At 36.2% G+C, this 25,515-nt stretch carries 27 protein-coding genes; 15 read left to right on the top strand and 12 right to left on the bottom strand.

Annotation, left to right across the window (positions count from 1 at the left end):
• Window positions 1–23 precede the first annotated feature (23 nt).
• Complete coding sequence (locus IGQ45_01140) at window positions 24–617, bottom strand: tRNA-(ms[2]io[6]A)-hydroxylase (GenBank protein ID MBF2055831.1); 594 nt, start codon at window positions 615–617, stop codon at window positions 24–26.
• 14 nt (window positions 618–631) lie between these two features.
• Window positions 632–1,891: a HAMP domain-containing histidine kinase gene (locus tag IGQ45_01135; protein ID MBF2055830.1), complete on the bottom strand. Its 1,260-nt coding sequence runs from the start codon at window positions 1,889–1,891 to the stop codon at window positions 632–634.
• A 576-nt stretch (window positions 1,892–2,467) separates the two neighbouring features.
• Here IGQ45_01135 and IGQ45_01130 point away from each other — a divergent pair.
• Both IGQ45_01130 and IGQ45_01125 read left to right on the top strand, forming a co-directional pair.
• The gene (locus tag IGQ45_01130; protein MBF2055829.1) at window positions 2,468–4,156 is read left to right on the top strand and encodes an ABC transporter permease; all 1,689 of its coding nucleotides are present in this window, start codon (window positions 2,468–2,470) and stop codon (window positions 4,154–4,156) included.
• Between the two features lie 256 nt (window positions 4,157–4,412).
• A complete protein-coding gene (locus IGQ45_01125) occupies window positions 4,413–5,126 on the top strand; it encodes a D-alanyl-D-alanine dipeptidase (protein ID MBF2055828.1) in 714 nt (237 codons plus the stop codon).
• A gap of 45 nt (window positions 5,127–5,171) precedes the next feature.
• On the opposite strand, the gene IGQ45_01120 is transcribed toward IGQ45_01125, so the two are convergent.
• The 3 genes from IGQ45_01120 to IGQ45_01110 form a co-directional block, all read right to left on the bottom strand.
• The gene (locus tag IGQ45_01120) at window positions 5,172–5,342 is read right to left on the bottom strand and encodes a hypothetical protein (GenBank protein ID MBF2055827.1); all 171 of its coding nucleotides are present in this window, start codon (window positions 5,340–5,342) and stop codon (window positions 5,172–5,174) included.
• Between the two features lie 19 nt (window positions 5,343–5,361).
• Window positions 5,362–5,523: a hypothetical protein gene (locus IGQ45_01115; protein MBF2055826.1), complete on the bottom strand. Its 162-nt coding sequence runs from the start codon at window positions 5,521–5,523 to the stop codon at window positions 5,362–5,364.
• Between the two features lie 144 nt (window positions 5,524–5,667).
• Window positions 5,668–6,831, bottom strand: coding sequence for a GuaB3 family IMP dehydrogenase-related protein (locus IGQ45_01110; protein ID MBF2055825.1), 1,164 nt, complete (start codon window positions 6,829–6,831; stop codon window positions 5,668–5,670).
• Window positions 6,832–7,182: 351 nt separating this feature from the next.
• Between IGQ45_01110 and IGQ45_01105 the strand changes: the two genes are divergently transcribed.
• Window positions 7,183–7,389, top strand: coding sequence for a hypothetical protein (locus IGQ45_01105; GenBank protein ID MBF2055824.1), 207 nt, complete (start codon window positions 7,183–7,185; stop codon window positions 7,387–7,389).
• Window positions 7,389–7,796 carry a PIN domain-containing protein gene (locus tag IGQ45_01100; GenBank protein MBF2055823.1) on the top strand — a complete coding sequence of 136 codons (408 nt, stop codon included), beginning with the start codon at window positions 7,389–7,391 and terminating at the stop codon, window positions 7,794–7,796. Before IGQ45_01105 ends, IGQ45_01100 begins: the two co-directional genes overlap by 1 nt.
• 15 nt (window positions 7,797–7,811) lie before the next feature.
• On the opposite strand, the gene pgeF is transcribed toward IGQ45_01100, so the two are convergent.
• The 3 genes from pgeF to IGQ45_01085 all read right to left on the bottom strand — a co-directional run bounded on the left by pgeF (window position 7,812) and on the right by IGQ45_01085 (window position 10,256).
• On the bottom strand, window positions 7,812–8,582 hold the full coding sequence (gene pgeF, locus IGQ45_01095; GenBank protein ID MBF2055822.1) for a peptidoglycan editing factor PgeF: 771 nt from the start codon (window positions 8,580–8,582) through the stop codon (window positions 7,812–7,814).
• 208 nt (window positions 8,583–8,790) lie between these two features.
• Window positions 8,791–8,982, bottom strand: coding sequence for a DUF2949 domain-containing protein (locus tag IGQ45_01090; GenBank protein ID MBF2055821.1), 192 nt, complete (start codon window positions 8,980–8,982; stop codon window positions 8,791–8,793).
• A 755-nt stretch (window positions 8,983–9,737) separates the two neighbouring features.
• Complete coding sequence (locus tag IGQ45_01085) at window positions 9,738–10,256, bottom strand: DUF192 domain-containing protein (protein MBF2055820.1); 519 nt, start codon at window positions 10,254–10,256, stop codon at window positions 9,738–9,740.
• 198 nt (window positions 10,257–10,454) lie between these two features.
• Here IGQ45_01085 and IGQ45_01080 point away from each other — a divergent pair, with 198 nt between their 5' ends.
• The 4 genes from IGQ45_01080 (at window position 10,455) to IGQ45_01065 (ending at window position 14,285) form a co-directional block, all read left to right on the top strand.
• Window positions 10,455–10,943 carry an adenylyltransferase/cytidyltransferase family protein gene (locus IGQ45_01080; protein MBF2055819.1) on the top strand — a complete coding sequence of 163 codons (489 nt, stop codon included), beginning with the start codon at window positions 10,455–10,457 and terminating at the stop codon, window positions 10,941–10,943.
• 41 nt (window positions 10,944–10,984) lie between these two features.
• Window positions 10,985–11,677 carry a GUN4 N-terminal ARM-like repeat domain-containing protein gene (locus IGQ45_01075; GenBank protein ID MBF2055818.1) on the top strand — a complete coding sequence of 231 codons (693 nt, stop codon included), beginning with the start codon at window positions 10,985–10,987 and terminating at the stop codon, window positions 11,675–11,677.
• 114 nt (window positions 11,678–11,791) lie between these two features.
• The gene (locus IGQ45_01070) at window positions 11,792–12,943 is read left to right on the top strand and encodes a hypothetical protein (GenBank protein MBF2055817.1); all 1,152 of its coding nucleotides are present in this window, start codon (window positions 11,792–11,794) and stop codon (window positions 12,941–12,943) included.
• A gap of 349 nt (window positions 12,944–13,292) precedes the next feature.
• Window positions 13,293–14,285 carry a pentapeptide repeat-containing protein gene (locus IGQ45_01065; protein ID MBF2055816.1) on the top strand — a complete coding sequence of 331 codons (993 nt, stop codon included), beginning with the start codon at window positions 13,293–13,295 and terminating at the stop codon, window positions 14,283–14,285.
• Between the two features lie 173 nt (window positions 14,286–14,458).
• On the opposite strand, the gene IGQ45_01060 is transcribed toward IGQ45_01065, so the two are convergent.
• The gene (locus tag IGQ45_01060; GenBank protein ID MBF2055815.1) at window positions 14,459–15,097 is read right to left on the bottom strand and encodes a hypothetical protein; all 639 of its coding nucleotides are present in this window, start codon (window positions 15,095–15,097) and stop codon (window positions 14,459–14,461) included.
• A 75-nt stretch (window positions 15,098–15,172) separates the two neighbouring features.
• Here IGQ45_01060 and rsmH point away from each other — a divergent pair, with 75 nt between their 5' ends.
• Both rsmH and IGQ45_01050 read left to right on the top strand, forming a co-directional pair.
• Complete coding sequence (gene rsmH, locus IGQ45_01055; protein MBF2055814.1) at window positions 15,173–16,042, top strand: 16S rRNA (cytosine(1402)-N(4))-methyltransferase RsmH; 870 nt, start codon at window positions 15,173–15,175, stop codon at window positions 16,040–16,042.
• 140 nt (window positions 16,043–16,182) lie between these two features.
• Window positions 16,183–17,916 (top strand): M61 family metallopeptidase, encoded by a 1,734-nt coding sequence (locus tag IGQ45_01050; GenBank protein ID MBF2055813.1) that lies wholly within the window; start codon window positions 16,183–16,185, stop codon window positions 17,914–17,916.
• A 33-nt stretch (window positions 17,917–17,949) separates the two neighbouring features.
• Here IGQ45_01050 and IGQ45_01045 read toward each other — a convergent pair whose 3' ends face one another.
• Together IGQ45_01045 and IGQ45_01040 are read right to left on the bottom strand one after the other, a co-directional pair.
• The gene (locus tag IGQ45_01045; protein ID MBF2055812.1) at window positions 17,950–18,654 is read right to left on the bottom strand and encodes a helix-hairpin-helix domain-containing protein; all 705 of its coding nucleotides are present in this window, start codon (window positions 18,652–18,654) and stop codon (window positions 17,950–17,952) included.
• Window positions 18,655–18,675: 21 nt separating this feature from the next.
• Entirely contained in the window at window positions 18,676–19,026 is a 351-nt protein-coding gene (locus IGQ45_01040) for an NINE protein (GenBank protein MBF2055811.1), read from the bottom strand.
• Window positions 19,027–19,499: 473 nt separating this feature from the next.
• On the opposite strand from IGQ45_01040, the gene ylqF reads away from it, so the two are divergent.
• The 3 genes from ylqF (at window position 19,500) to IGQ45_01025 (ending at window position 22,130) form a co-directional block, all read left to right on the top strand.
• Window positions 19,500–20,342, top strand: coding sequence for a ribosome biogenesis GTPase YlqF (ylqF, locus tag IGQ45_01035; GenBank protein ID MBF2055810.1), 843 nt, complete (start codon window positions 19,500–19,502; stop codon window positions 20,340–20,342).
• 243 nt (window positions 20,343–20,585) lie between these two features.
• Entirely contained in the window at window positions 20,586–21,068 is a 483-nt protein-coding gene (locus IGQ45_01030) for an SH3 domain-containing protein (protein MBF2055809.1), read from the top strand.
• Between the two features lie 15 nt (window positions 21,069–21,083).
• Complete coding sequence (locus IGQ45_01025) at window positions 21,084–22,130, top strand: ABC transporter permease (protein MBF2055808.1); 1,047 nt, start codon at window positions 21,084–21,086, stop codon at window positions 22,128–22,130.
• Between the two features lie 538 nt (window positions 22,131–22,668).
• On the opposite strand, the gene IGQ45_01020 is transcribed toward IGQ45_01025, so the two are convergent.
• Entirely contained in the window at window positions 22,669–23,730 is a 1,062-nt protein-coding gene (locus IGQ45_01020; GenBank protein MBF2055807.1) for an ABC transporter ATP-binding protein, read from the bottom strand.
• A 199-nt stretch (window positions 23,731–23,929) separates the two neighbouring features.
• Between IGQ45_01020 and IGQ45_01015 the strand changes: the two genes are divergently transcribed.
• Entirely contained in the window at window positions 23,930–24,226 is a 297-nt protein-coding gene (locus tag IGQ45_01015; GenBank protein ID MBF2055806.1) for a 30S ribosomal protein S20, read from the top strand.
• A 154-nt stretch (window positions 24,227–24,380) separates the two neighbouring features.
• The gene (locus IGQ45_01010) at window positions 24,381–25,160 is read left to right on the top strand and encodes a TatD family hydrolase (GenBank protein MBF2055805.1); all 780 of its coding nucleotides are present in this window, start codon (window positions 24,381–24,383) and stop codon (window positions 25,158–25,160) included.
• Window positions 25,161–25,515 lie beyond the last annotated feature (355 nt).

Raw genomic sequence — 25,515 nt, 5'->3', positions numbered from 1 at the left:
AAGCATTTTACCTGACACCTCCCCTAACTATGAATACGCGGTTGCGGATATAATTCCTTGAGGATTTCGCTCTCAATATCTGCTAACTCTACTAATCTTTCTTCTACTGTAATACGGTCGAAATATTTAGTAGCCAAGACCCAATAAATGCCATAATGTCTGGCTTCTGATGCCATTAAACCTCGATAAAATTTAGCCAATTCCACATCAGGGCAATATTCACCTAATAATCCTAGTCTCTCATGGGAGCGCGCTTCAATCAATGCGGAGATTAACAGAGAATCCAACAAACGATGAGGCTCATGACGACGAATACTACTTTTTAAAGTAGCACCATAAGGGGATGGGGTGAGGGGCGCTAGGGGAATATTTTTTCTTGCTAACCAATCATTTACCTGCTGAAAATGCTCTAACTCTTCTTGGGCGATGCTTGTTAGCTGGTAAATTAGCTCAGTATAGGAAGGATAACGAAACAATAAATTAACCGCTACTCCGGCAGCCTTGCGTTCACAATGGGAATGATCTAATAAAATAATATCTAAATTAGATAAAGCCTGTTGTAACCATGCTTCGCTAGTGGGTTGAGATAATAACTTGATTTTTGTTGCTGTTTTCATATCTTTAAAGTAACTTATTTTAAGGGAATAAATAAACTAAAAGTAGTCCCATTATTGGCTTGATTTTTTAACCATAAAGAAGGGCTAAAAATTTCTATTTTAATATTTAATTTATCACATAATTCTTTCACGATAGCTAAACCTAATCCCGTGCCTTCAATGTCGCTCTGTGCCTGTACTCCACGATAACGGCGCTCAAAAATATGACCTTGATCTTGATGAGGAATACCATAACCAGTATCGCTAATTTCAATCACTAATTGTTCTATATTTTGATCTTGTTTTTGCACCATAACTTCTAGTGCCAGCACCCCTCCCTCTGGAGTATATTTTATGGCATTATCTAACAAATTATTAAAAATTTCTCTCAAGGCTTTAGCATTACTAAAAATTATTGGTAAATCACTTTCAATATGATTAATTACGGTAATATTTTTTTCCTTAGCCAGAGTAGTAATGCCATCAATTAATGGTTTAATTAGTTGATAAATGTCAATAGATTCTTTTTTTTGGATACTTTCTGTTAAGAAAAAACTGGTGGACTCAATATCAGGTAAATCTAAACAATAGTTACTATTAACGACTTCCCAATCTTCACTAAAATCTTGAATTAAATCTTTTAATCTATCCCCCTCTCTGAGAATATTTTGTGCAATAGAATAATTTTTGTCTTCTGGAATTAATCTTTTTAATAATAATTTAGCAAAAGTTCTTATAGCAGTTAAAGGATTGCGTAGTTGATGTAAAAAGTCATCCAGATGTTCATTTTGAATAATTTGTAATTGATAATTTTGTTGTATTTTCTGTTCTGCAATTTGGCTTCTTTGATCTAAAAATCTGGCTAAACTAATAGTTTTAGCTACTTCTTCCACTTGTAAAATATCTCGTTTTTGCCATGGTTCAATACTACGATTTGTTGCTAAAAATCCCATCATATTATCCTGATAAATTAATGGTAAAATTAGTTGATGAGGCGATATTTGATCTTTATTATATCTGATTAATTGAGATAAATTATTAGATGTTTGTTCATACCAATCAAGATTAAAATCTTCATTATTTATGGATTCGCTGAGGCGGAGGGCGCTGTTATTTTCACTATTACTAGCAGGATAAATAAGAATAGGAACTAATTTTGGTGGAGAATTAACAAAATTTTCTGTAAGATAAATTGCACTTTTTTGAGCAGACAAATTTTGAGCTAACAAGACCAGTTGTGCTTGACAAAGTTCAATGAATTGCTCACTGACCGTTATATTAGTAAATGCGCTCATGGTAAGGCATAAATTGAAATAATACTTCTTATTTTATTGCTTAACGGGTAATTTGACCAATTCAATGGATAATTGACAATTGATAATTGATAATACCTTAGTTCAAGATAAAATTTTCGGTGCTGTAAAGGTGTCAGGTATCAGGTGTTAGGTGAAAAAAAGGTGTCAGATCTCAGGTAGCAGGTATTAGGTTAAATTTAAACTGTTGACTTATAATAATTGCATTTTTAAAATACTCAAAGCAATACTCAAAGCCATACTGATTAAAGTTTACATTAATTAGGGTCTGCTGAATAAATCGAAACCCTTGTCAAATAAAGGTTTAAAGTCTATTCTACATAAGAAAAAGTGTCATAAATTGACTTTTTTCTCCAAAAATACTGTATTTCCTTCTTCCCAATCAAAAATTGTTGATACAAATGAGTAATTTATGAAAAATAAATATTTGGCTTAACTCTTTAATTTATAACCATTTCACCTGAAGCCTGACACCTCCCCTTATCAGGCATTTTTGCATCGAACTGAGGTGATAATTGAGTTAGAATAAATTGACTATCATTGAGGAGAATCTGCAAAATGTTCGCTCAAATCTCACCATTGGATCAAATCGGGGAATTTAATCCCCAATTATTTCGAGAAATCAAAGGTAGAATTAACCTGCGTAATGTCGTAATTACTGCCACATTGTCTATTGTGGGACAAGTATTATTATGGTTGTCTTTTAAAGGAAAATTACCTTTAATTGAAGGGGTTAATAATCGCTATTGTACAGGAGAAGCCTATGAAAACTCCTATTATGTACCATCCTGTATTGCTGATTTAAACGGTAATGTCATGATTATCAAAGAATTATGGTGGCTTGATGTATTTACCACCATGAGTGTTATTGGTATTTTTATTTTGCTAGTGGCTGGTAGCTATATGTTAGTTACTGATATTGCTAAAGAGGAAAACAAAGGTACATTTAACTTTATTCGTTTAAGTCCTCAGTCAGCGACTAATATCTTTTTAGGTAAAATTTTAGGAGTACCTATCCTCATCTATTTGTTCGGATTTTTAGCTATTCCTTTGCATTTATGGGCTGGATTGAGTGCAAAAATTTCTTTTCCGCTAATTATCGGCTTTTATTTAGTTTTAGCTACTGCCTGTGCTTTTTTTTATAGCGTTAGCTCAGTTTTGAGCTTAACTACTGGCGGTTGGGGTAGTTTTCAAGCGCCCGTCATCGGTACATTTATATTATTTTTCCTACTTTCCATCATGGGAATAACACTACAAGTCAACGCCCCTGTTTATACAGAAACATCCTTTGACTGGTTTTTATTATTTTATCCGGGGACATTTTTAGCTTATGCAGTAGAATCCACCTTTTTAGCCAGTCAAACGGTAGGTTCTCTTAACGCTGATGCTTTAATGAATTTACGGTGGTATGGTGCAGGTTTGTGGCATCATGCTTTTAGTGGTGGTGTTTTTATGATGGTTAATTATCTGGTTTGGACTTTTTGGCTATGGCAAGGTTTGAAACGCCGTTTTCATAATCCCCTCGCCACCATAATTAGTAAAAAGCAAAGCTATGGTATTTCCGCTACTTTTGCCATTATTAATGTTGGTTTTGCTCTGCAAAATGTTAGTGAATATCATACTTTTTTCCATAGTTTAATTACTGTGCAGGGTTTTAACTTAATTTTATTTTTATTACTAATTCCTTGTTTAATGCCATCTCGACAAGCACTGGTAGATTGGGCGAGATTTCGTCATCAAAACTCAGGAGAAAATCGTCATCTTTTCAAGGATTTAGGTTTGGGGGAAAAAAGTCCACCGTTATTGGCAATCATAATTAATCTTGCTATTGTTAATTTATATCTTCTTCCTTCGGTATTTACTTTCGGAGATGATATTTTTTCCATCCTTTTCGGTTTAGTCGCAGGAATCATGGTAATTTTGTTCTATGCTTCCCTTGCTCAAACCATGATGTTATTAAAGACCGACAAAAGAGCTTTATTGGCGACGGGCGCTGTTATGCTGATGATGGCAACTCCAGTGGTTGGTATTGTTTTATGGCGCGACATTTCATGGTTGAGGGAAAGTTTTGTTTTCTTATCGGGCTTACCGATAGTCGTTACTCCTGCTATGTCAACTTCCTTGATGATGATGACTTTATTAGGGGAAACATTAGGGATTGTAGCTGTTAATTTACAAACAGTCAAAACCTTAAACAAAGCTGGAATGAGTGTTACTAAACGCTTAATGATGGCAGAAACTGAGTAGGGGTTGATTTTGGCGGGGAGGTGTCAGGTTTCGGGTGTCAGGTGTCAGGTATAATGCTTATAAATTAAAGAATTAAGCCAAATAGTTATTTTTCATAAATTGCTCATTTGTCTCAATAATTTTTGATGGAGATGGACAAAATACAGTATTTTTAGAGAAAAAAGGCTATTTTTTGTCAATTCTTTCACCTAATACCTAACACCTGATACCTGACACCTTTACAGCACCGAAAATTTTATCTCGAACTCAGGTTAAAATGATGGAAAAAGCCTACCAAAAAGTTATCATTAAAGAGTGTCAAGAGCCACTATTACCCATACCCCTTGATATATTCACCGTGGCGACTCCCCCACCATATGAGGCGAAGGGCGCTGATTATCAAGGTAAGTCACCTTATTATCTCAGGGAAGGAGTGATAGAAGCCTTAATCAAAGCACAAGAGAAATTACAGCAATTACAAGTGGGATGGCGTTTTTATATTTTTGACGCTTATCGCCCCATTTCTGTGCAACAGTTTATGGTTGATTATACGTTTCAGTGGGAATGTGAAAAACGAGGTTTGAATCCAGCGCACCTCACCGCAGTTGAAAAAGATGGGTTATTACAAGAAGTGTATAAAATTTGGGCAATACCGAGCCATAATCCTGACACACCTCCTCCCCATAGTACGGGGGGCGCTATTGATTTGACCTTAATGGACGAAAACGGTAATATTATTGATATGGGTGGAGATATAGACGAAATGTCGGCGCGCGCTGAACCGAATTATTATCTTCAATTTACTGAAGATATATCATCCCAAAAGTATCAACAAAGACGAGATTTATTACTTACTGCCATGACTTATGGCGGATTTAAGCGACATTTAGGAGAATGGTGGCATTTTTGTCTAGGGGATCAAATGTGGGCATGGTTAAGCAATTCTGATCATCCCTACAATCAATATTACGCTATCTATGGTGCTATCTAATAACTTGAAATCAAATGATAGTATGAAAATTAGGAAAAATTACTATTATTCCAACCCTAAAAGTTGACGACTAGGGGCGCTGAAATCAATATCAATAGTGGTTTGATTATTCAAATGGGCTATTTCATCTTCTATTTTGTTAAGACGATTAATAGCTTCTTGACGTTCATTGTAAAGCAAATTAATATCAAATACTTCAATATAAAGTTTACCCATGCCATCTTGACGAGAAAGGTTATAAGGTTACTTCTACTATGGTAATCGCTTTCAGCCGATTATTATTCTTACCGTTACCTTTTAATAATTCTCGTAAATTTTCTCGCTCATCATTAAATTTGTTGAGCAATATATTGGCTTTTTGTAAAGTTATTTTCACCAAAAGTATTGGGTTGAACATGGTTCAACCCTTAGGAAATTAATTACCAATAGAAATTTATTTAGGTTCTGCTGAATAAATCGATACTATCGTGAGATAGTAAAATCCCATAATTGTAAATCATCCATTGCTCATAACCTTCACTCCTCAACTTTTAATCAAAACCTATTTACCCATACCTAATTGTTGGGCTTTTTGATACACTTTACCTTCTGTTAACAAAGAAGGCGCAATTACTACTTCGATTTCCTGCATTTCCTTGATGTTTTTAGCTCCTAAAGTTCCCATACTGGTTTTCAGCGCCCCCAACAAATTATGAGTACCATCATCTAAACGAGCAGGACCTGTTAAAATTTCTTTAATAGTTCCCGTTGTACCCACATTAATTCTTGTACCTCTCGGTAAAACAGGGCTAGGTGTCGCCATACCCCAATGATAACCCCTACCCGGTGCTTCGGCACTACGAGCAATGGGAGAACCGATCATCACCGCATCAGCACCACAGGCGATACATTTACAAATATCACCTCCGGTGATGATACCGCCATCAGCAATAATTGGTACATATTTACCTGTTTGAGCTTGGAAATCATTGCGCGCGGCAGCACAATCGGCTACAGCGGTGGCTTGGGGAATACCTACCCCTAAAACACCTCTGGAAGTACAAGCAGCGCCCGGTCCAATTCCTACTAAAATACCAGAAGCACCGGCTTTCATTAAATTCATCGCCACATCATAGGTGACACAGTTGCCCAAAATAACTGGCATGGGCATTTTAGAGCAAAACTCTTCTAAGTCAAGGGGATTAATTGATTCTGGGGCGAGGTGCGCTGTGGAAACTACCGTAGCCTGAATAAATACTAAATCTGCTCCAGCTTCTGCTACCACCTCACCATAAAGAGAAGCACCAGCCGGGGTTAAACTGACGGCAGCGATACTACCTTGATTTTTGATTTCCGTGATTCTTTGGGTGATTAATTCTGGTTTAACTGGTTCACTATATAACTCCTGCATCAAACCAACAAACTCTGATTTCCCCACAGAAGCAATGCGATCTAAAATAGGATTAGGATCATCATAACGGGTTTGGATTCCTTCTAAGTTAAGCACTCCCAGCGCCCCTAACTCAGACAATAACACTGCCATTTGTACATCAACGACACCATCCATGGCACTGGCAATAATGGGAATTTCTCTGACAATACCACCGATTTCTACTTTAGTATCCGCTAAAACGGGGTCTAATGTTGTCATGCCCGGTACTAAGGCGATTTCATCTATACCATAAGCCCGACGAGCTTTTTTGCCACGACCAATTACGATTTCCACTTTAATAATACACTTTCTACTATAAGTTATCTGCCTAGATTATCAAATTTTGACATCTTTAGGCAAGTGGGAAAATAAAGTAATAAGTAGGTTTTGCTGAAAAAGTGGAGTCATGAAGGAAATGTAGAATTTAGAATGTAGAATTTAGAATTTTTGATTGGGATGAAAAAATACGGTATTTCCAAAGAAAATAAGACAATTTATGAGAATTTTTTTGAGTTTTATTGTGCTGAAAACTTTTGTTTAACAAAGTTTTGATTCATTCAGCAAACCTGCTCTAAATCTGAGTTCGAGATCAAAAAGATGAAAAACACGCTAGTATGATATTAGTCATACCTCGTAATAATTACTATGAAAAAAACTTTATACATCCCTGATGAATTATGGGAGGAATTAACTAATTATTTACAACAACATCCTCAAGAAAACCCGTCTAGCGTAGTACAAATGGCATTAAAAGAAAAATTACGTCCTCGTAATGGTAAGGGTTTATTACAGTTAGCTGGGATAGTTAAGGATGCTTCCGCAGATTCCTCTACAAATGTTGATAACCGCTAATGAAAAGATTAGTATTAGATGCTGGACCATTAATCGCGCTAGTATCTAAAAAGGACAATTATCACAGTGAAGCTAAACTTGGTTTTAGCAAAATTTCCCTTATTTTTGGGGAAGTTTTAACTCCTTTACCCATATTATTTGAAGTTTATAAGTTTGTATCCCGTAATGAATCAATTAACATGGCAAAGAAGTTATTAAGTGTTATTGAGGAAGAAACAGTAATCGTCACTATCTCTACATCGGATTTTGTGAGTATATCGGATTTAGTATTGAACTTTTCCCATTGGCGAGGTACTTTGGAAGATGCTTCTGTGATAGTAATTGCTCAAAAATATCAGAGTCAAATTTGGACTATTGATTATAAAGATTTAGGTTTTTTTGGTAGTATGGAATTTTGGAATCCTTAGCTAAATTATTGCCTATTATCCATTAGCAACAATACCAGACCATTGCACATTTTTTTCATGGGTGCGCCGATAGGAAAAGAATAAGTCGGGATTTTGATAAGTGCAGAAGGGCGCTACAGTAATTTGTTCGGGTTTAATACCCTGTTGTAAAATTTGCTGATAAATCACTTGAGTTACATTTAATCTTACTCTTTCTGGTTGTGGATCAACTAAAATAACTTGATTTTTTGATTGATAACCTTGGCGTAAAATTTCTTCCTCGCTACCCTGAAAAATTGTTTTTAATAAGGTTAAAGCTACTTCCATGGTAACTTGATAAACTTCGCCACTGATGGCTGGACCTAAAGCAAATAAAAGGTTTTGTTTTTGACAACCGTAATCCCTGAGAAGATTAAGCGCCCTCCCCACTATTTCCGAAGCTGTGCCACGCCAACCAGAATGAATGGCAGTTACTTGCCCAGAAACCCTGTCAGCAATCAAAACCGGAGTGCAATCCGCACTAGCGCACCACGCCGATTGCCCTTTTCCTGTGGTGATGATACCGTCACCCTCGGTATATCCTTCTTCTTTTACTGCTGAACTAGGTAGAACAATATTACTATGTATTTGTTTGAGACGATAAATTGCCTTGACATTTGAGAAATTTTGTGCTATGTCTTGAGGGGTTTTACCGATAAAATCACTACTAAAAAAGCCATGTTGCCAATCACGGAGGAGGGCGCTGGTTAAATACCTTCCATGGGCTGTTTTTTGCCATTGCCAAGCATCGGTAAATGATGAAGACATTCTTTGCTCACGCTACACAAATTAACCCCTTTATTTTAGGTTATCTTTTTTACTTCGGATCAACTAATTTTTATAACCCTTCTACAGTGGTTATGATAAAGTAATAAAAAATAATGCTTAGAGCAAAATAATAGTTAAAAGTTTAGAAATTATTATTTAATAATTCTCTTTTCCCTATCTCCACCAGTAAACTTAGATGGAAACTAGCTTAATAAGTTTCTAACCAATCATAGATACGATCTAATTGATCAATGGTCACTAAACCGTATTGCCATAGTACCATAGGAATTAACTCCACGTTTTGCTCGACCGAACGTTTAGCCACAGCAATGGAGTCTTGAGAAAGATTGATTTCTTCTTGGAGAAAATTTAAAAATTTACAATAAATAGTTGGGGGCATAATCTTATTTTTTATAGTGTAGTAGTTAGTTAAATTATTCTCAATTAATAATTTTTATAGTGATGAAATATTTTGAACTCTTTTTTAAAATAATGAAGGGTTTAAAAACCTGTTTTTTAAGGGTTAGGCAAATTTAATTTAATGGTAGTGTAAGCTATCTTTCAATTTATCTTTGTCCTTTTGACAGCCTCAAAACATTTGCTTATCTTGCTGACGAGAGGGAATTTGATGGAAATAAGTAATAGTAACAGAATAATTTTCTGCTGTGGTGTTTCTTTAGATTTGCTTAATTAATTTGAATCTTCACTAGATAGTCTGCTACCGAGACTGTAAGCCTTACTCTCTTGTCCTCAAATGTAATTCTTTGTGCTAAATTTAGCTTAATTTGCTTACAAAACTTATTAAGTTTCACTCTGGATTAGGAGCCGTAAATCTTACTTTTGATATGTAATTACCGTGAATAGGTGTTTTACTTATAAAAGTATCAGTATCAACAATTTACATTGTTTTACAATGTACTTGCTTTGAGTATTAAAATCTATTTTTACGGTTAAGTCTGAAATTATAGCACAAATGAGAAATTAAGAATAATATTGTAACTAAACTTAATCATTAAATGATAACGAATTTGTAACTCCGTTTTTTACACCAGTTTTCATTTTCTTAAACGATGCCTGAGATTATTACAAAGATTTTCTTTGCGTCTTCGCGCCTTTGCGAGAGACAAAAATCTAAATTTTATTTGCCCTCTAGCCCTATTGACTCACAGAAATTGACTCAATGGGTAAAACGTCGCCGATGCTAATACCCAATTCCAGCGCCCTTCCCCCTGCCAACTCCAGCACTTGATCTACTAACACATCTGGGCTATAAATAGGGCATGGTTCTTGTAAACAAGGAGGGGCGCTATTTTCCATAGCTTGGACTTTACCTTGATATAAAAAGATTAAATCCAAACTGATGGGAACATTTTTCATCCAAAAACTAGCACGACGGGGAAATTCAAAAGGAAATAACATCCCCTGATGGGGAGATAAATACTCCCGATACATTAACCCTAAGGCTTGTTGATCTGAAGTTTGTGCCACTTCCAAGAGGATTTCCTGTCCATCTATTACTAGACGGGCGTTGGGAGGTAAGATTTGCCCCTGATTACGGTGAAGGGCGCTGGCAGAGTTTACAGTAGATAAACTAACACCTTGGCAACCCATAAGCAAAGTAGAGCTTAACACCAGCAAACTTAGGGAAAAAACTTGACCGATTCTGACATTCATGGGCAAAAAAGTTATCGAATAATAAAGGGTGTCAAGCTCCGTCTTTTCAGACATGGGCAAATTTAATGGTAGTCTAAGCTATCCTTAAATTTATCTTTGCCCTTTTGCTCACCTTTTAAGTTTCTCAGTAATGAGAATTAAAGCCTTGTTTTATGTTACATTACTTAACGATTTTCAGCAAATTTTCATAATTATTCCATGAGTCAAATTTATCAACTCGAAGAAATAACCGCCATTATCCAACAAAATCCCCAACAATGGCGCCCGTTGGTGTTTACCAATGGATGCTTTGACTTGCTTCATGTGGGGCATACTCGCTACCTTAAAGAAGCAAAATCCCATGGTAAAACCCTGATTATCGGTGTGAATAGTGATAACAGCGTCAAAACTATTAAACCGATGAAAGAAAAACAACCAGCGCGCCCCATCGTACCACAACAACAACGGGCAGAGTTACTCAGTAATCTGCGCATGGTTGATGGCGTAATAATTTTCAGTGAAGCCACGGCGACAAAAGTAATTGAGATACTAAAACCTGATATTTATGTCAAAGGAGGTGATTATGCCATAGAAACTTTGCCTGAAGCCCCTACTGTCTTGTCCTATGGTGGTAAAATTGAATTGGTGGAAATCGAAATACCGACTTCAACTACTAAAATTATTCAACAAATTTTAGCTATTAATTAAGATAACTAAATTAAAGCATACAGACGGTCAACATTATTAAAATGAACGAATTAGAAACTCTCAAAGAAAAATTTACTCAGGCTTCAGAAAAAAATCAACTCAAATTAATTGACGATATATCTCAACAAGGAGCGGAAGGATACCAATTTTTAAGGGAGTTTTTATTTTCATCTCAAGGCAAAGAAGCTAACCCCGTATTAGGTAAAACTTACCAGTTATTGAAACATCGTGAAGATTCAGAAAATCAACAAATTCTAGCGGATAAGTTTCCCTTAGGAGTAGTTGATTTACGATCAGAAAAAAATATTGATTACAGTGAATTACAAAATTTATTAATTTTGCAAAAATATCAAGAAGCTGATGTTTTAACCAGAGTTAAACTATGTGAAATTGCAGGAGAAAAAGCAATAGAAAGAAAATGGCTTTATTTTACTGAAATTAGCAAAATGCCTACCGTTGATTTAAACACCATTGATCAGCTTTGGTATGTTTATTCTGAAGGAAAATTTGGTTATAGTTTACAAAGAAAAATTTGGCTTTCATCAGGAAAAGATTATATTGAATTATGGACAAAATTAAAATGGAAAAGTGGCAATAAATGGACAAAATATCCCCAAGAATTTATCTGGGATTTGAGTGCGCCTATGGGACATTTACCCCTATCCAATCAACTGCGAGGGGTGAGAGAAATTGATGCACTTTTTGCCCATCCTGTGTGGACAAAAGATGTATAGTTTTTCATTATCCATTGTTAATTATCTTCTGAAACTTGAAAAAAGGTGTATTATGTTATGATTAATTCGTTATAATTACAAAAATAAGGAACTGATTATCCCCGACGAAAATCTATGATCGTATCGTCAGACGTAATTGAGAGTATTGCCCAAGAATTAAGCCATTCCAAAGAAGCGAAAAGGGCAAAAAAGCTAGTTTTCTATGTCAGTCAGAGATATTGGGAAGCTGATTTTAGTGTAGTTAATAGTTATTCCTTCCAAGGTCTTTTGGAAAGTTTATATCAAAATAATCCTACCGTTGAAGATTTAAAAGCCTTACTTTATCATGCTGTTGATACTCTTAATCGCAAGGAAGTTTATAACAAAATTGCCAAATATGTCTTACAGCGTATGTCGGAATTATATCAAAGTAACTCCTTTGAGGATGATTATACGGGCGCTGAAGAAGAATCGGAAAATGAGGTAATCCTCCACATTAGCGACAATATTCAACATCATGCGGAATCTCCTCGCATGAAAAAATTAATTTTTGCGGTGTGTAAGCAATACTGGGAAAATGATATTAATGTCATTGAAATGTATGATTTACGAGAGTTAATCATGGAAATAAAAGAGTTATATCCTAGTAGTAAAAGATTAAAAAGAGCTTTAGAAAATGTAGTTTCCAGCATCAATCGTCAAAATTTTTACTCCTTTATTGCCGATACCATTGTTGACGAATTGGGAACTTTGTATCGTTATGAAGCAGTGGAAGTTGATAAAGATACGAATTCATCGGAAGTAGAAGAAGATACCCAATTAATTAAGGCAAAAATTAACACTCAAGGGCTGGAAATTGATGTTGTGCAAAAAATTGAAGTAGCATCTCCCCCCGAAACTAAAACCATTGAGCCTCTTTCTGAGCAAGAAGTTGAGCCTAGTTGTGTACCAGAAGGACAAGTTATTCCTTGGTTAAAAGTAGAGAATTTATTTGAGTTAAAACAGGAAATTATGCAATATACAAATCCTTTAAGGGCGAAAATTCTGCTATTTTATGCTACTTATCAAATTGAAACAGTGGAGCAACATTGGTCAATTGTAAGGACTTGTAACTTAGATGATTTACTAATTAGAATGTTTGAGCATCATGATAAGGATATAAAGACTATCACTAACAAGTTAGAGTATGTGGCTAATTCACCCATTGAGGGCTTGGAATTAGAAGAAAATAAACAGACTTTTACGGCTTTAATTGAGGCTATTAAGCATTTTTATAAGAAAAAATAGAGAGTTTGATCTCTCTTAAAAGCCCTCACCCCCAACCCCTCTCCCACAGCAGGGTGTTTTCAAAGTCAGGATCAAAATTGATTTGTTTTTGACAAGAAGACAGGTTGACAGGGAGACAGGAGGATTTTTTACTATTAATTGATTTATTAGTAGTTAAAAACCTCTGAATTTCAGATTATTGGCTAGTTTGAGAAACTAACATTTTTGAGAATGAAAACGCCCTGCTCCCACAGGAGAGGGAAGTAGCATTTTGTATTATTTGATTGATTATGTGAACGATACTTTATTACAAGGGTTTTAAGGTCTTGTTTTAAGCAAATTAATTATCAGAAAATTAGGTATTAAAAAAATGGAAATTAACGAATTTATTCAGCGTTTTACTTCGGGAGAAACTCAATTTATCGGAGCAATGTTAGCAGGAATTGATTTGAGTCATGCTGATTTAATTGGCATCAATTTAGCTAAGGCTAATTTACAGAAATCGAATCTTTTGTTTGCTTATCTCAGTCGGGCTGATTTTACGGGCGCTAATCTGGTGGAGGCGAATTTTTCAGGATCAAATCTTAATCAAGCCAGTTTTTTGGGTGCTAATCTTCATCGTGCGGAGTTTCATGGCGCTATTTTGCAGAAAGCCGATTTTAAGGAAAGTCATTTAACTTTAGCTAATTTTCTTGATGCTAATTTGATTGAAGCGGATTTTCGCAATGCAGATATGAATAATGCTAATTTGAAGGGTGCTTGTTTGCGCAGTGCTAATTTACGTCAAGAAAAAAGGACTAGAGGAGTTAATCTCAAAGGGGCAAATCTTGATAAGGCAGATTTACAAGGCTCTGATTTGAAAGGCGCTGAGTTGAAGGGTGCTAGTTTAATTGGTACTAATTTGCGTGATGTCAATTTGAGGGGCGCTGATTTGACAGGTGCTGATTTAACGGAGGCTAATCTCAATGGTGCTTTTTTAACGGATGCTATTTGTGTCGGTACTAAGTTTATTGGTGCTAACTTGGCTAATGTGAAAATGGAGCGAGTTAATATGACTGATGCTGAGTTGGCAATGGTTAATATGGAAAGTGCTGCTATGCCTGAAGCTAAGTTTATTCGTTGTAATTTGGTACAGGCTAACATGAGTTTTGCTCGGATGAATCGTGCTGATTTTAGTCGCTCTAATCTTTATGGAGCGATTTTGCGCAATGCTTCTTTGATGGAAGTGTTTTTTGCTCGTACTAATTTAAGTTCAGCTGACATGACCAATGCTAACTTGATTGGCGCTGATTTGAGTAGTGCGAATACTCTTTCGGTTAATTTTAGCAGTGCCATCATGCCAGATGGTCAAGTTTATCATTAAATGGTGAGGGGAAAAGGTCAAAATCTTTATAGATCAACTACTTTGGCATAATCATCATTTTCTGTGAGTTGATATTTTGTCTCACTTATTTTTGATTCGGATACCAGAAATACAGATTTTTTGAAGAAACAAGAGGCTGTTTTGGATAAATATCTATGACAAAAACCTTTTTTTTAACGAGAGGGGGAAGTGCGCTGGTTTACTCTTTCTCTCACTTGTCTTTCTAATTCTAGTTGTTCTCTGACTATATCCGTATTACCAATTAAGTCACCGGGATTTGCGGTTTGTTGAGCTTTACCGTAAAATAAAAACCAACTGTTTTGTACGGGGGAGGGCGCTGGAGTTGCTACAGAATTGGTAGGATCAAAATTACTATTTTGATTATTAGGAGATGATGGCGATTGTTGAGCTTGGATGTCTTCGGCTAAAGTTCCTACCAACTTCTGTTGTAAACGACGATAATCGGAGGGGGTGGCTTTTTGTTCTGTGCCAAACATAGCGCCCAACCCCGTACCAAGGTCGGGATTGTTTACTTTTGAGGTATTAAGATCATATTCATAAACATCTCTATATATATCATCAGCGCCCGTCTGCTCTTTCATTATCGCTGTTGGACCTTCTCCAAAATTGGTTACTGGTTCATTTTCGGCTGGAATGTAACGTGTAGGTATTTCTTCTGCAGTATCAGCGCCCTCCGCCGTGGTTTCATTTTCAGGGGTGATAACAGAATTTTCGGGAATAGCATTGCAACCGGTGATGAGCAAGAACGCCCCTAACAATATTAAAATAGAGATGGAGTTAGCTTGTTTCATGGTAAAAGTTATGAAAAGATTTGTACATTAACCATTGCTGGCTAAAATTTAATAGTAGGAAATGACCCCTAAACAATGAAAACTGACGAAAATTCCGCTCATATTTCCGTTTTAGCATCTGAATTAATTAGCGCCCTTCACCTCACAGAAGGAGGACACTATCTCGATGCTACCCTCGGCAGGGGCGGACACACTAAATTAATTCTCGACCACTATGATAGCATTACCATGACGGTGATTGACCGAGATGCCGAGGCTTTTTTAGCTACCCAACAATTATTACCACCATCATATCTAAAACGTCTGACTTTTTGGCATGGTAATTTTGCGGAGTTTTTGCCACAAGAACAACAATTTAATGGTATTATCGCTGATTTGGGGGTGAGTTCACCACAATTAGACCAAGCCGAAAGGGGTTTTAGCTTCCGTCATGAGGGGGATTTGGATATGCGCATGGATCAAACTCAACCCCTCAGTGCTAAGGATATTATCAATCATTGGCAGGAAAAGGACATCGCGGATGTGATCTATAACTATGGTGAAGAAAGATTATCTCGCCGTATTGCCCGTAAAATCGTGGAAAAAAGACCTCTGCATACTACAACTCAACTGGCGGACTTAGTAAGCCTCTGTTATCCTCCTAAGGGGCGCTATGGGCGCATTCACCCAGCTACCCGTACATTTCAGGCTTTGCGTATTGCGGTTAATCAAGAGTTAGATTCTTTGCGTAAATTTTTAGATATTGCGCCCCATTGGCTAAAATCAGGGGGAGTTATTGCTATGATTAGTTTTCATAGTTTGGAAGATCGTTTGATTAAACATCAATTTCGAGATCATCCTTTACTAAAAGTGATTACCAAAAAGCCTATCATACCATCTGAGGCTGAAAAAGGGGACAACGGGCGCTCTCGTTCGGCTAAGTTACGCATCGCTCAACGTCTTTAATCTCAAAAAGGTCAATTTCTCAAACTAGCTAATAGTTTAAAATTTAGAAGTTTTTAACTACTAATACATCAATTATTATAAAATATTGCTTTCCTCTCCCTATTGGCTATTTTCAATCAGGTATTAAAAAATAAAATCAGATGACACCAATAAAACCAAATATTCACTATCACATTAAAATCAAAAATCCTCAATTACATCTTTTTGACATCACGTTAACAATCGATAATTGGCAAAAAGAAAACTTAGATTTAAAAATGCCAGTGTGGACACCCGGCTCTTATTTAGTGAGAGAATATAGCCAACATTTACAAGATTTTACTGCGACCAAAAGTGATCAACAAACTTTATTAACATGGCGAAAAAATGCTAAAAATTACTGGCAAATTGAAACTAAAAGCGAAAATAAAATAACTGTTCAATATAAAATTTATGCCAATGAATTAACAGTAAGAACAAATCACCTTGATGCTACTCATGGCTATTTTAACGGTGCGGGATTATTCTTTTACATTCCTGAATATGAAGATATACAATATCAAGTAAGTATTGACACAGCGCCCCTCCCTTGGCACATCACCACTGCTTTGAAATCAGTAGATGAACATACTTTTATTGCTGATGATTTTGATCAATTAGTGGATAGCCCTTTTGAAATTGGAGAGCAAAAAATAGAGTATTTTCAAGTATTAAATAAACCTCATCAGTGGGTAACATGGGGTAAGGGTAATATCGATACAAATAAAATTATTAAAGATACTAAAAAAATCATTGAAATAGAAACAAAAATTTTCGGAGAATTACCTTACGATAACTATTTCTTTCTTTTACATTTATCAGGTAGTGGTTTTGGTGGTTTAGAGCATAAAGATTGTTGTGTGTTAAACTATCCTCGTTTTGGATTTCAAAAAAAAGAAAAATATGACCGTTTTATTCAATTAGTAGCGCACGAATTTTTCCATCTTTGGAATGTAAAAAGGATTCGTCCTAAAGCATTAGAAACTTTTGATTATGACCAAGAAAATTATACTTCTTCTCTGTGGTTTTGTGAGGGCGCTACGAGTTTTTATGATATTTTTATCCCCTACCGTGCCAAAATTTATGACCGTTTGACATTATTTTCTCTGTTAAACAAAGATATTACTCAATACTTAAACACGCCGGGCAGAAAAGTTCAACCCTTACGAGAGTCAAGTTTTGACGCTTGGATTAAATTATACAGGCGCACTCCCTACAGCAATAACAATCAGATTTCTTATTACTTAAAAGGTCAATTTATTTGTTTTTTACTAGATTTATTAATTAGAAAAAATAGTGAAAATAAACATTCTTTTGATAATGTAATGGGTCAAATGTGGCAACAATTTGGCAAACCAGAAGTCGGCTATACCGAGAATGAATTAAAGAACGTTATCGAAGACTTTGCCCAAGAAGATTTAAGTAAATTTTGGGAATTATATTTAGATGGTACAGAAGAACTACCTTTCGATGAGTATTTAGAACCTTTTGGGTTGATGATTGAGGAAAAAATTGAGAAAAAAGCGCCCCCCACCTTAGGCATTATTGTGCAAAGGGAAGGCACAACGGAAAAAATTACATTCGTTGATGCCACCTCTCCGGCTGGGATTGCTGGATTACAAGCTGGAGATGAATTATTAGCGGTGGATGGTTTTCGGGTGACAGGAGAAAATTTAATGGAAAGATTACAGGATTATCAACCCGAAGACACCATCGAATTAACTGTTTTTCATGAAGATGAGTTATTAACTACAAAAATAAAATTAGCAACACCACAGCCATCAGCTTATAAGCTCAAAACTATCCCAAAAATGAGCGCCCTCCAACAACAAAGACTAGAGGGATGGTTAAAATAGAAAATGGATAATTGTCAATTATCCTTTTAATGTTTAGGCTAAATGCCGATATACATTGATTGGTATTTTAGTTCTTTTTAAAACATCCACTAAAGAATTAAATTGTCCATTTTTAGTTCTTTCTGAAACAATTTTTTTTGCACTTTCAAAATCAATACCATGATTAACTAATTCTTCTACAGAATAGCTATTTAATCTTCGCCAAGAAATATCAGTTTCTTTCCTTAAATCATAGCGAAAAACAATTAAAGGTTCAATTCTTTGTAAGAGATGCTCAGGTATTCCAGCCACTTCCGCTAACTCATCAATATCAGTGAAAAAATAACCCTCTCGTCTCAATATTTCCAAATCATTAGCGTAAATAATCGGTAAACCTAACTGATAAACAATATCGTCTTTAGAGCAATTATTTATATCAACTTGTCCTCGCTTTTCTGCTAATAATTGAGCAATTTTTGACGAAGGTATCTTCGTACCTTTTGGCACAGTTTTAATTAAATAATCTTGTTTAAATTTAAAAGCTAAAAATACTTGTCCGCCCCAGATCAAATACATTAAAGGTGGGAAAATTGAGGACATAAAAAGACTACCAACAATCAATCCTCCTCCCATAGCCATCCAAGAATTAGTTTTAGCTTTCCAACCTGCAAAAATCAACGATGCACCCCCAAACATAGGAACAAATGCACCCCATATCCATTGCGGTGTTTTTTCAAACCAATTAGAATTATTAGACACGATTTAATATAGTTAGTTTACTTAGATAGAATCTAAAAATTTTCGGCGCTTTTCTTCGTATTCTTCTGCCGTAATTATGCCGTTATCATAGAGTTTTTTCAATTCATTTAAAGTTGCTACTTTATCTTTAGTTGATTCAAATGTAAACTGAGATGGAGATGAACCAGAAATAAAATTATATTGAGCATTAAAAGCCTGAGCTGACATCAGAAGTAAACCGAAAAAATCAAAAATAGCCAAAATACTAGGAATAAAAGTCCAAAAGAAAACCAGATATAAAACTCCAGCAAAATTATTGCCTAAGTAGAATTTGTGAACCCCAAATCCTCCCAAGAAAAAAACTAATACAATAGCAATTCCTCTATTTTTCATAATCTCAATATTTTTCCTATATTACATTAATTGAACATCTCCAAAAAAATAACTTTTTTTCAACTTATTTCTGGCTTCCAGCCTCAAATTAATCAAAGTTTATTTATTATTGATTGGTAATTTTCGTTTAGATTTAGCGATAAAAAAATAAAATAATAAAGCTAAAATTTGTATTTCCAATATCGTTAAATAGCCTCTAGTGAAATAATTAAAATTTAGATGAGAATTGACGGTAAATAAAATTATACCACTTAGAATAAAAGGTAATATTTTCCATTTTTTACTTTGCAAACTAAATGAATTATTAAAAATATTCATTATTTCGATTATCAAGAATATTTGGATTGCAACCCCATTATATTTTATCTTCCATTAAATTGTTACTCATTAGAAAGTAATCATTAACAATTCGTTACTTTGACAGACTTTCTCAGAAATTGCTATATTAATTGTTTAAGGTTAATAATAATTTCATGGCATTAATTCAATGGTATCCCGGACACATCAGCAAAGCAGAAAAACAGCTAAAAGAACAGTTAAAACGAGTTGATGTTGTCTTAGAAGTGAGGGATGCTCGTATTCCCCTTGCCTCTCATCATCCCCAAGTTAAGGAATGGATTGGCGAAAAACCTCGTTTATTAATTCTCAATCGGGTGGACATGATTACCCCTGATTTAAAGAAACTCTGGCAAAATTGGTTTGTTTCCCAGAGTGAAACGCCATTTTTTGCTAACGCTAAAGATGGGCAAGGGGTGAAAACTATTAGTAAAGCGGCACAGTCTTGTGGGGTGGCGGTGAATGAAAAGCGCCATAATCGGGGTATGTTGCCTCGCCCGGTGCGCGCTGTGGTGATTGGTTTTCCTAATGTGGGCAAATCAGCGCTCATCAACCGCTTATTAAATCGTAAAATTGTCAAAAGCGCCCGTAAAGCAGGGGTAACTCGTCAGTTACAATGGGTGAGAATTTCTGATGATATTGAATTATTAGATGCACCGGGAGTAATTCCCCTCAAGTTAGAAAATCAGGCGGATGCTCTCAAATTGGCTGTTTGTGAAGATATTGGCGATGCTGCCTACAATAATCAAGAAGTAGCGGAAGCCTTTGTAGATTTATTGGTTAATCTAGGTTTGGAGGGCGCTTTGTCGGCTCGTTATGGTTTAGATGCCTTGGATATGACGGGGGAAGAGTTTATGAATGAATTAGGTGTCATGCGTTATCAAGGGGATAGGGAGAGGGGCGCTAGGCAACTGTTACAAGACTTCCGCAAGGGTTATTTGGGTCAACTTTCTTTAGAATATCCCCCTTGTCAAGAGTAGCTTTCTATGATGTGAGGAGAAAAGGCGTAGGGGAGGAAGAATTATGAATTATGAATTATGAATTATGAAGGGTTGAAAACCCTGTCTTTTAAGACGTAAGCAAAGAAATAAGGTAGTGAAAGCTATCTTGAAATTTACCGTTGCCCTTTGCCCCTTGCCCCTTGCCCTTTTAATTCATTGACTGAAACTAGAAAGTCAGTGCTATAATTAAGTTCAAAAATTTAGCCAATCAATTTAAGTGTTATGAAAATTTCCGGCTTTATTCAATTTATCGTTGGATTTGTGGTCGGTATCATTCTATTTGGTACAGGAATTGCCGGTGGAGCATATTATTTTTTGACTAGAATGGACTCAGAACCTGTTAATCCGACATTTCCCGAAAATACTACCGTGGAAGAAACCCCAGCGCCCTCCACCCCAGAAGAAGCGCCCGTCGCCGAAGCACCCGAACCTGAACCAAAGCCTGAACCAAAGCCTGAGCCTGAACCCGAAGCCGAAGAAGAAAAACTGCCGGAGGGCGCTTATCGGGCGCGAGTTACTTGGTCAACTGGTTTAAGTTTGAGGTCAAACCCCTCCGCAGATGCCGAACGAGTGGGCGGTGTGGGCTACAATTCTGAGCTGATTATTCTTGGTTCTAGTTCTGACGGTGCGTGGCAAAAAGTTAAAATTGCTGGAGGCACTCAAGAAGGCTGGGTTAAAGCTGGAAATGTTGATAGAGTTAATTAATTTTTGCTAAAAAAAATGAGGAGAAAAGTTATTCAACCATTAGCAGTATTAAATAGTTTACAAAATCTATTTTTCAGTGAACGCTCAATCTATTTAATTAAAAGGGTATCTCAAGGTATTTTAACCCTATTTTTAGCTTCAATTTTAAGTTTTTTTATCATTCAATTAGCCCCCGGAGATTATCTCGATACCTTACGTCAAAATCCTACTATTTCTCCTGAAACTATCGAAGATTTAACTAGACGTTTTGGCTTAGATAAACCTCTTTTAGAACAGTATTGGTTATGGTTTAGACAAGTAATAACTCGCTTCGATTTTGGTCAAAGTTTTGTTTATTCTCGTTCAGTTTCTAGTCTAATTTTAGAGAGAATCCCCGCCACTTTGCTTCTGGCAATTACTTCCATTATCCTTACTTGGGCGATTGCCTTGCCTTTAGGCATTCTCAGCGCCCTCCACCAAAACACCAATTTAGACCGTTTTTTGCGAGTCGTTAGTTATTTTGGTCAAGGATTTCCGAGCTTTATTACAGCTTTAATTTTATTAGTCATTGCTCAAAATTTATCCCCTTTATTTCCCGTGGGTGGCATGACCAGTGTTAATCATAATCAATTCTCTTTTTTCGGTAAAATAATTGATATTATTTGGCACATGATTTTACCGACCATCGCTCTAAGTATTACCAGTTTTGCCGGATTACAAAGATTAACTAGAGGGCAATTATTAGACGTATTAAAACAAGATTATATTCAAACCGCAAGGGCGAAAGGATTACCAGAAAATCGAGTGTTATATGTTCACGCTTTACGCAATGCCATTAACCCTTTAATTACCCTATTAGGTTTTGAATTTGCTAGTTTATTAAGTGGTGCTTTTATTGCTGAATTTTTCTTTAATTGGCCCGGTTTAGGTCGTTTGATTTTACAAGCAGTTCAAGCTCAAGATTTATACCTAGTTATGGCTAGTTTGATGATGGGCGCTGGGATGTTAATTATCGGTAATTTAATCGCTGATATACTACTAAGTATTGTTGATCCTCGCATCAAATTAGAAAATTTGGAATAACACTAGAGGTTGGCAAAAAATCGATAATAAGGGGCTGCTGAAAAAGTGGAGTGGTGAGGGGGAGGTGTCAGGTTTCGGGTGTCAGGTTTCAGGTGAAATGCTTGTAAATTAAAGACTTTAGCCAAATATTTATTTTTCATAAATTGCTCATTTATATCAATAATTTTTGATTAGGGGATCAGAAATACAGATTTTTTGGCAAAAAAAGACTATTTTTGGCACTTTTTTGAGTTTTATTATGCTTACAACCTTTGTTAGACAAGGGTTTTGATTTATTCATCAAACCCTAATTATCAAATATTACTCCCCTCTCCCACGGCAGGGCGTTTTCATTCTCAAAATCTCAGTTTCTCAAACTAGCTAATAGTCTGAAATTCAAAGGTTTTTAACTACTAATAAATCACTTAATAGTAAAAAATCTCCCTTTCTCCCTTGCTTCCTCTGCTTCCCCTGCTAAACAAATCAATTTTGATGCCGACTTTGAAAACGCCCTGCTCCCGTGGGAGAGGGGTTGGGGGTGAGGGCAAAGCATTATAAATTAATTTTCTTTCGGAAAAAATTGGGCAGTTTGAGAATTAATCTGCAAACTTACCTTAGTGCCGACAGGTAACTGAGTAGTCATGGGAGTTAGCGCGTGTAACCTTTTACCTGAAGAGGTTTCTAAACAATAACGATACTCACGCCCTAAAAACTCTCTTTCTTGAATAGTAGTAGAACTATTATCATCAGGATATAACAAAATATCCTCTTGACGAAACATAATTTCAGCCTCTGAACCTTGAAAAGGTGTTTCCAACTGCCAAGCGCCCACCTCCGTGCGCCAAATATCACCTTCTTTGACAGCTTCTAAAAAATTACCATTAGTAACAAATTCCGCTACAAACCTTGATAGGGGTTGAGTGTAGAGACTTTCTGGAGAATCAATTTGTTCTAATACCCCTTTCTGCATTACCCCAATAGTATCAGCAATAGCCATGGCTTCTTGTTGATCATGGGTGACAAAAATCCCTGAAGTATTAGTGCTTTTGAGTATATTTCTGATTTCGTGGCGCAGTCTTTCTCTCACTTGCACATCCAAATTACTTAAAGGCTCATCCAATAATATTAACTTGGGTTGGGGCGCTAAAGCCCTAGCTAAAGCGATACGTTGTTGTTGCCCCCCCGATAATTCATGGGGATAACGTTTGGCAAAACCTTCTAAGCCCACTAAATGCAAAATTTCTTTGACTCTTTGCTTAATTTGGAGGGCGCTGGGGCGCGGTTTTTTCGTTTTTAACCCAAAAGCAATATTTTCCTCTACCGTTAAATGAGGAAACAAAGCATAATCTTGAAATACCATACCAGCGCCCCTCTTCTCAGGCACAACCCAACAACCAGCGCCCGTCACCATTTCACCACCTAACTCAATTTCTCCCTCGTTAGGCTTATCAAAACCAGCAATCATTCTTAATAAAGTAGTTTTCCCACAACCCGAAGGACCTAGTAAACCTAATAATTCTCCCTCTCGTAAACTAAAACTAACATTATTCACCGCAGGGGCTTGATGAGGGGAAAAACTTTTGGTAACGCCACTAACCTTTAAGATTGTCGATACTGCCATACAACTAATAATAATCTTTAGAGACTAAAATAATAAATTTTCTCAATAACTATTAATATACCAATACCGAGCCAGTTGTGGCAATGAAAAAATGTCCTTGTCAAGAAGTAGCAAGTAAGGCTAAGATAGATAACTTGACTATATAGGGAAATCCTAACTAAAATATTTACAGTAAATTATTATTATTTAGAATAAAATCGTGGCTAACTCCAAATCAGCATCAAAAAGAATCCAAATTAACGAACGCAATCGCTTACGGAATAAGTCTTACAAATCTGCGGTTAGAACCCTAATGAAAAAATACTTTCAAGCCGTAGAAGTTTATGTCTCTACTCCCAGTGAAGAACAAAAGCAAGTGGTAAAAACATCCATGGCTTCAGCATACAGCAAAATTGACAAAGCTGTTAAAAAAGGAATATTACACAAAAATAACGGTGCCAGAAAAAAAGCTAGATTAGCAAGAGCATTAAAAACTGCTGAATCTCAATCAGCATAAAAAATACGGTTATAAACCCTTGATTACGACCTAACTTAATTACGACCTAAAGGCATTTAACCCGTTACGACTGGAAAAACAAAAAATTGAGCAAAAAGTCCAGAAGTTATGATGGTAATAAAAATCAGCCAATGAGGACAGAATAGTTAATTGTATGCAACTAATTGATACCCATGTCCATATCAACTTTGATAGATTCAAAGAAGATTTAGAGCAGGTAGTCGGGCGCTGGCGCCAACAAGGAGTAAGTAAATTAGTTCATTCCTGTGTACATCCCGACGAATTTGAAACCATCAGCGCCCTTGCCCAAGCCTATCCCGAACTATATTGTTCCGTAGGCTTACACCCCCTTGATCACCAAAAATGGGCTGGAGAAATCACCGCCCAAAAAATCCTTAACTTTGCCCAATCTCACCCCAAAGTAGTAGCTATTGGCGAGATGGGCTTGGACTTTTTTAAAGATCAAGAGCAAGAAAAACAAAAAGAAATCTGTTGGCGACAACTAGAAATAGCGTATCAGCTTAATAAACCAGTGATTATTCACTGTAGGGAGGCGGGCGCTAGTTTTAGAGACCTGCTAACAGAATTTTTGAGTAACAAAGGACAAATTAAAGGCGTAATGCACTGCTGGACAGGCACACCAGAAGAAACTCAATGGTTTTTAGACTTAGGAATGTATATCAGTTTTAGTGGCGTGGTCACATTCAAAAACGCTAAAACCGTTCATAACAGCGCCCTCCTCACCCCCTTAGACCGTCTGTTAATTGAGACAGACTGTCCATTTCTTGCTCCCAGTCCTCATCGTGGTGATAGGAATGAACCAGCCTATGTGTATCATGTCGCCGAGAGATTAGCGGAATTGAAAGGAATTGACTTGAGCATTATCGCTCAACATACCACCCAAAACGCTGAAACCTTATTTAACCTAACCTAAAAACTTTACTCCCCTCTCCTGCGGGAGCAGGGCGTTTTCATTCTCAAAAATGTTAGTTTCTCAAACTAGCCAATAATCTGAAATTCAGAGGTTTTTAACTACCAATAAATCAATTAATAGTAAAAAATCCTCCTGTCTCCCTGAATCTCCCCCCTTTTTAAGGGGGGTTGGGGGGGATCATCCTTATATTGTCTTCTTGTCAAAAACAAATCAATTTTGATCCTGACTTTGAAAACGCCCTGCTGCGGGAGAGGGGTTGGGGTGAGGGCGAATCAAGTCTCAAACTCGAAAAATTACCAAAAAAAGGGAAAAATAAGCGTTATGATAGATAAACGCTGTTTTTATACCCAAAAAA

It is taken from the genome of Cyanobacterium sp. T60_A2020_053 (assembly GCA_015272165.1).
In the GTDB taxonomy this organism is placed as follows: domain Bacteria; phylum Cyanobacteriota; class Cyanobacteriia; order Cyanobacteriales; family Cyanobacteriaceae; genus Cyanobacterium.
This window is presented reverse-complemented; position numbering and strand designations above follow the sequence as displayed.

Bases quoted from the DNA above. Each gene is read 5' to 3' on its own strand.
- IGQ45_01040 (MBF2055811.1), bottom strand. From the start codon at position 19,026: ATGAAAAATAGAGGAATTGCTATTGTATTAGTTTTTTTCTTGGGAGGA.
- IGQ45_01020 (MBF2055807.1), bottom strand. From the start codon at position 23,730: ATGGCAGTATCGACAATCTTAAAGGTTAGTGGCGTTACCAAAAGTTTT.
- IGQ45_01105 (MBF2055824.1), top strand. From the start codon at position 7,183: ATGAAAAAAACTTTATACATCCCTGATGAATTATGGGAGGAATTAACT.
- IGQ45_01100 (MBF2055823.1), top strand. From the start codon at position 7,389: ATGAAAAGATTAGTATTAGATGCTGGACCATTAATCGCGCTAGTATCT.
- IGQ45_01140 (MBF2055831.1), bottom strand. From the start codon at position 617: ATGAAAACAGCAACAAAAATCAAGTTATTATCTCAACCCACTAGCGAA.
- IGQ45_01025 (MBF2055808.1), top strand. From the start codon at position 21,084: ATGAGGAGAAAAGTTATTCAACCATTAGCAGTATTAAATAGTTTACAA.
- IGQ45_01010 (MBF2055805.1), top strand. From the start codon at position 24,381: ATGCAACTAATTGATACCCATGTCCATATCAACTTTGATAGATTCAAA.
- IGQ45_01065 (MBF2055816.1), top strand. From the start codon at position 13,293: ATGGAAATTAACGAATTTATTCAGCGTTTTACTTCGGGAGAAACTCAA.
- IGQ45_01060 (MBF2055815.1), bottom strand. From the start codon at position 15,097: ATGAAACAAGCTAACTCCATCTCTATTTTAATATTGTTAGGGGCGTTC.
- IGQ45_01070 (MBF2055817.1), top strand. From the start codon at position 11,792: ATGATCGTATCGTCAGACGTAATTGAGAGTATTGCCCAAGAATTAAGC.
- IGQ45_01075 (MBF2055818.1), top strand. From the start codon at position 10,985: ATGAACGAATTAGAAACTCTCAAAGAAAAATTTACTCAGGCTTCAGAA.
- ylqF (MBF2055810.1), top strand. From the start codon at position 19,500: ATGGCATTAATTCAATGGTATCCCGGACACATCAGCAAAGCAGAAAAA.
- IGQ45_01030 (MBF2055809.1), top strand. From the start codon at position 20,586: ATGAAAATTTCCGGCTTTATTCAATTTATCGTTGGATTTGTGGTCGGT.
- IGQ45_01125 (MBF2055828.1), top strand. From the start codon at position 4,413: ATGATGGAAAAAGCCTACCAAAAAGTTATCATTAAAGAGTGTCAAGAG.
- IGQ45_01090 (MBF2055821.1), bottom strand. From the start codon at position 8,982: ATGCCCCCAACTATTTATTGTAAATTTTTAAATTTTCTCCAAGAAGAA.
- IGQ45_01085 (MBF2055820.1), bottom strand. From the start codon at position 10,256: ATGAATGTCAGAATCGGTCAAGTTTTTTCCCTAAGTTTGCTGGTGTTA.
- IGQ45_01130 (MBF2055829.1), top strand. From the start codon at position 2,468: ATGTTCGCTCAAATCTCACCATTGGATCAAATCGGGGAATTTAATCCC.
- IGQ45_01080 (MBF2055819.1), top strand. From the start codon at position 10,455: ATGAGTCAAATTTATCAACTCGAAGAAATAACCGCCATTATCCAACAA.
- IGQ45_01050 (MBF2055813.1), top strand. From the start codon at position 16,183: ATGACACCAATAAAACCAAATATTCACTATCACATTAAAATCAAAAAT.
- IGQ45_01120 (MBF2055827.1), bottom strand. From the start codon at position 5,342: ATGGGTAAACTTTATATTGAAGTATTTGATATTAATTTGCTTTACAAT.
- IGQ45_01135 (MBF2055830.1), bottom strand. From the start codon at position 1,891: ATGAGCGCATTTACTAATATAACGGTCAGTGAGCAATTCATTGAACTT.
- rsmH (MBF2055814.1), top strand. From the start codon at position 15,173: ATGAAAACTGACGAAAATTCCGCTCATATTTCCGTTTTAGCATCTGAA.
- IGQ45_01115 (MBF2055826.1), bottom strand. From the start codon at position 5,523: ATGTTCAACCCAATACTTTTGGTGAAAATAACTTTACAAAAAGCCAAT.
- pgeF (MBF2055822.1), bottom strand. From the start codon at position 8,582: ATGTCTTCATCATTTACCGATGCTTGGCAATGGCAAAAAACAGCCCAT.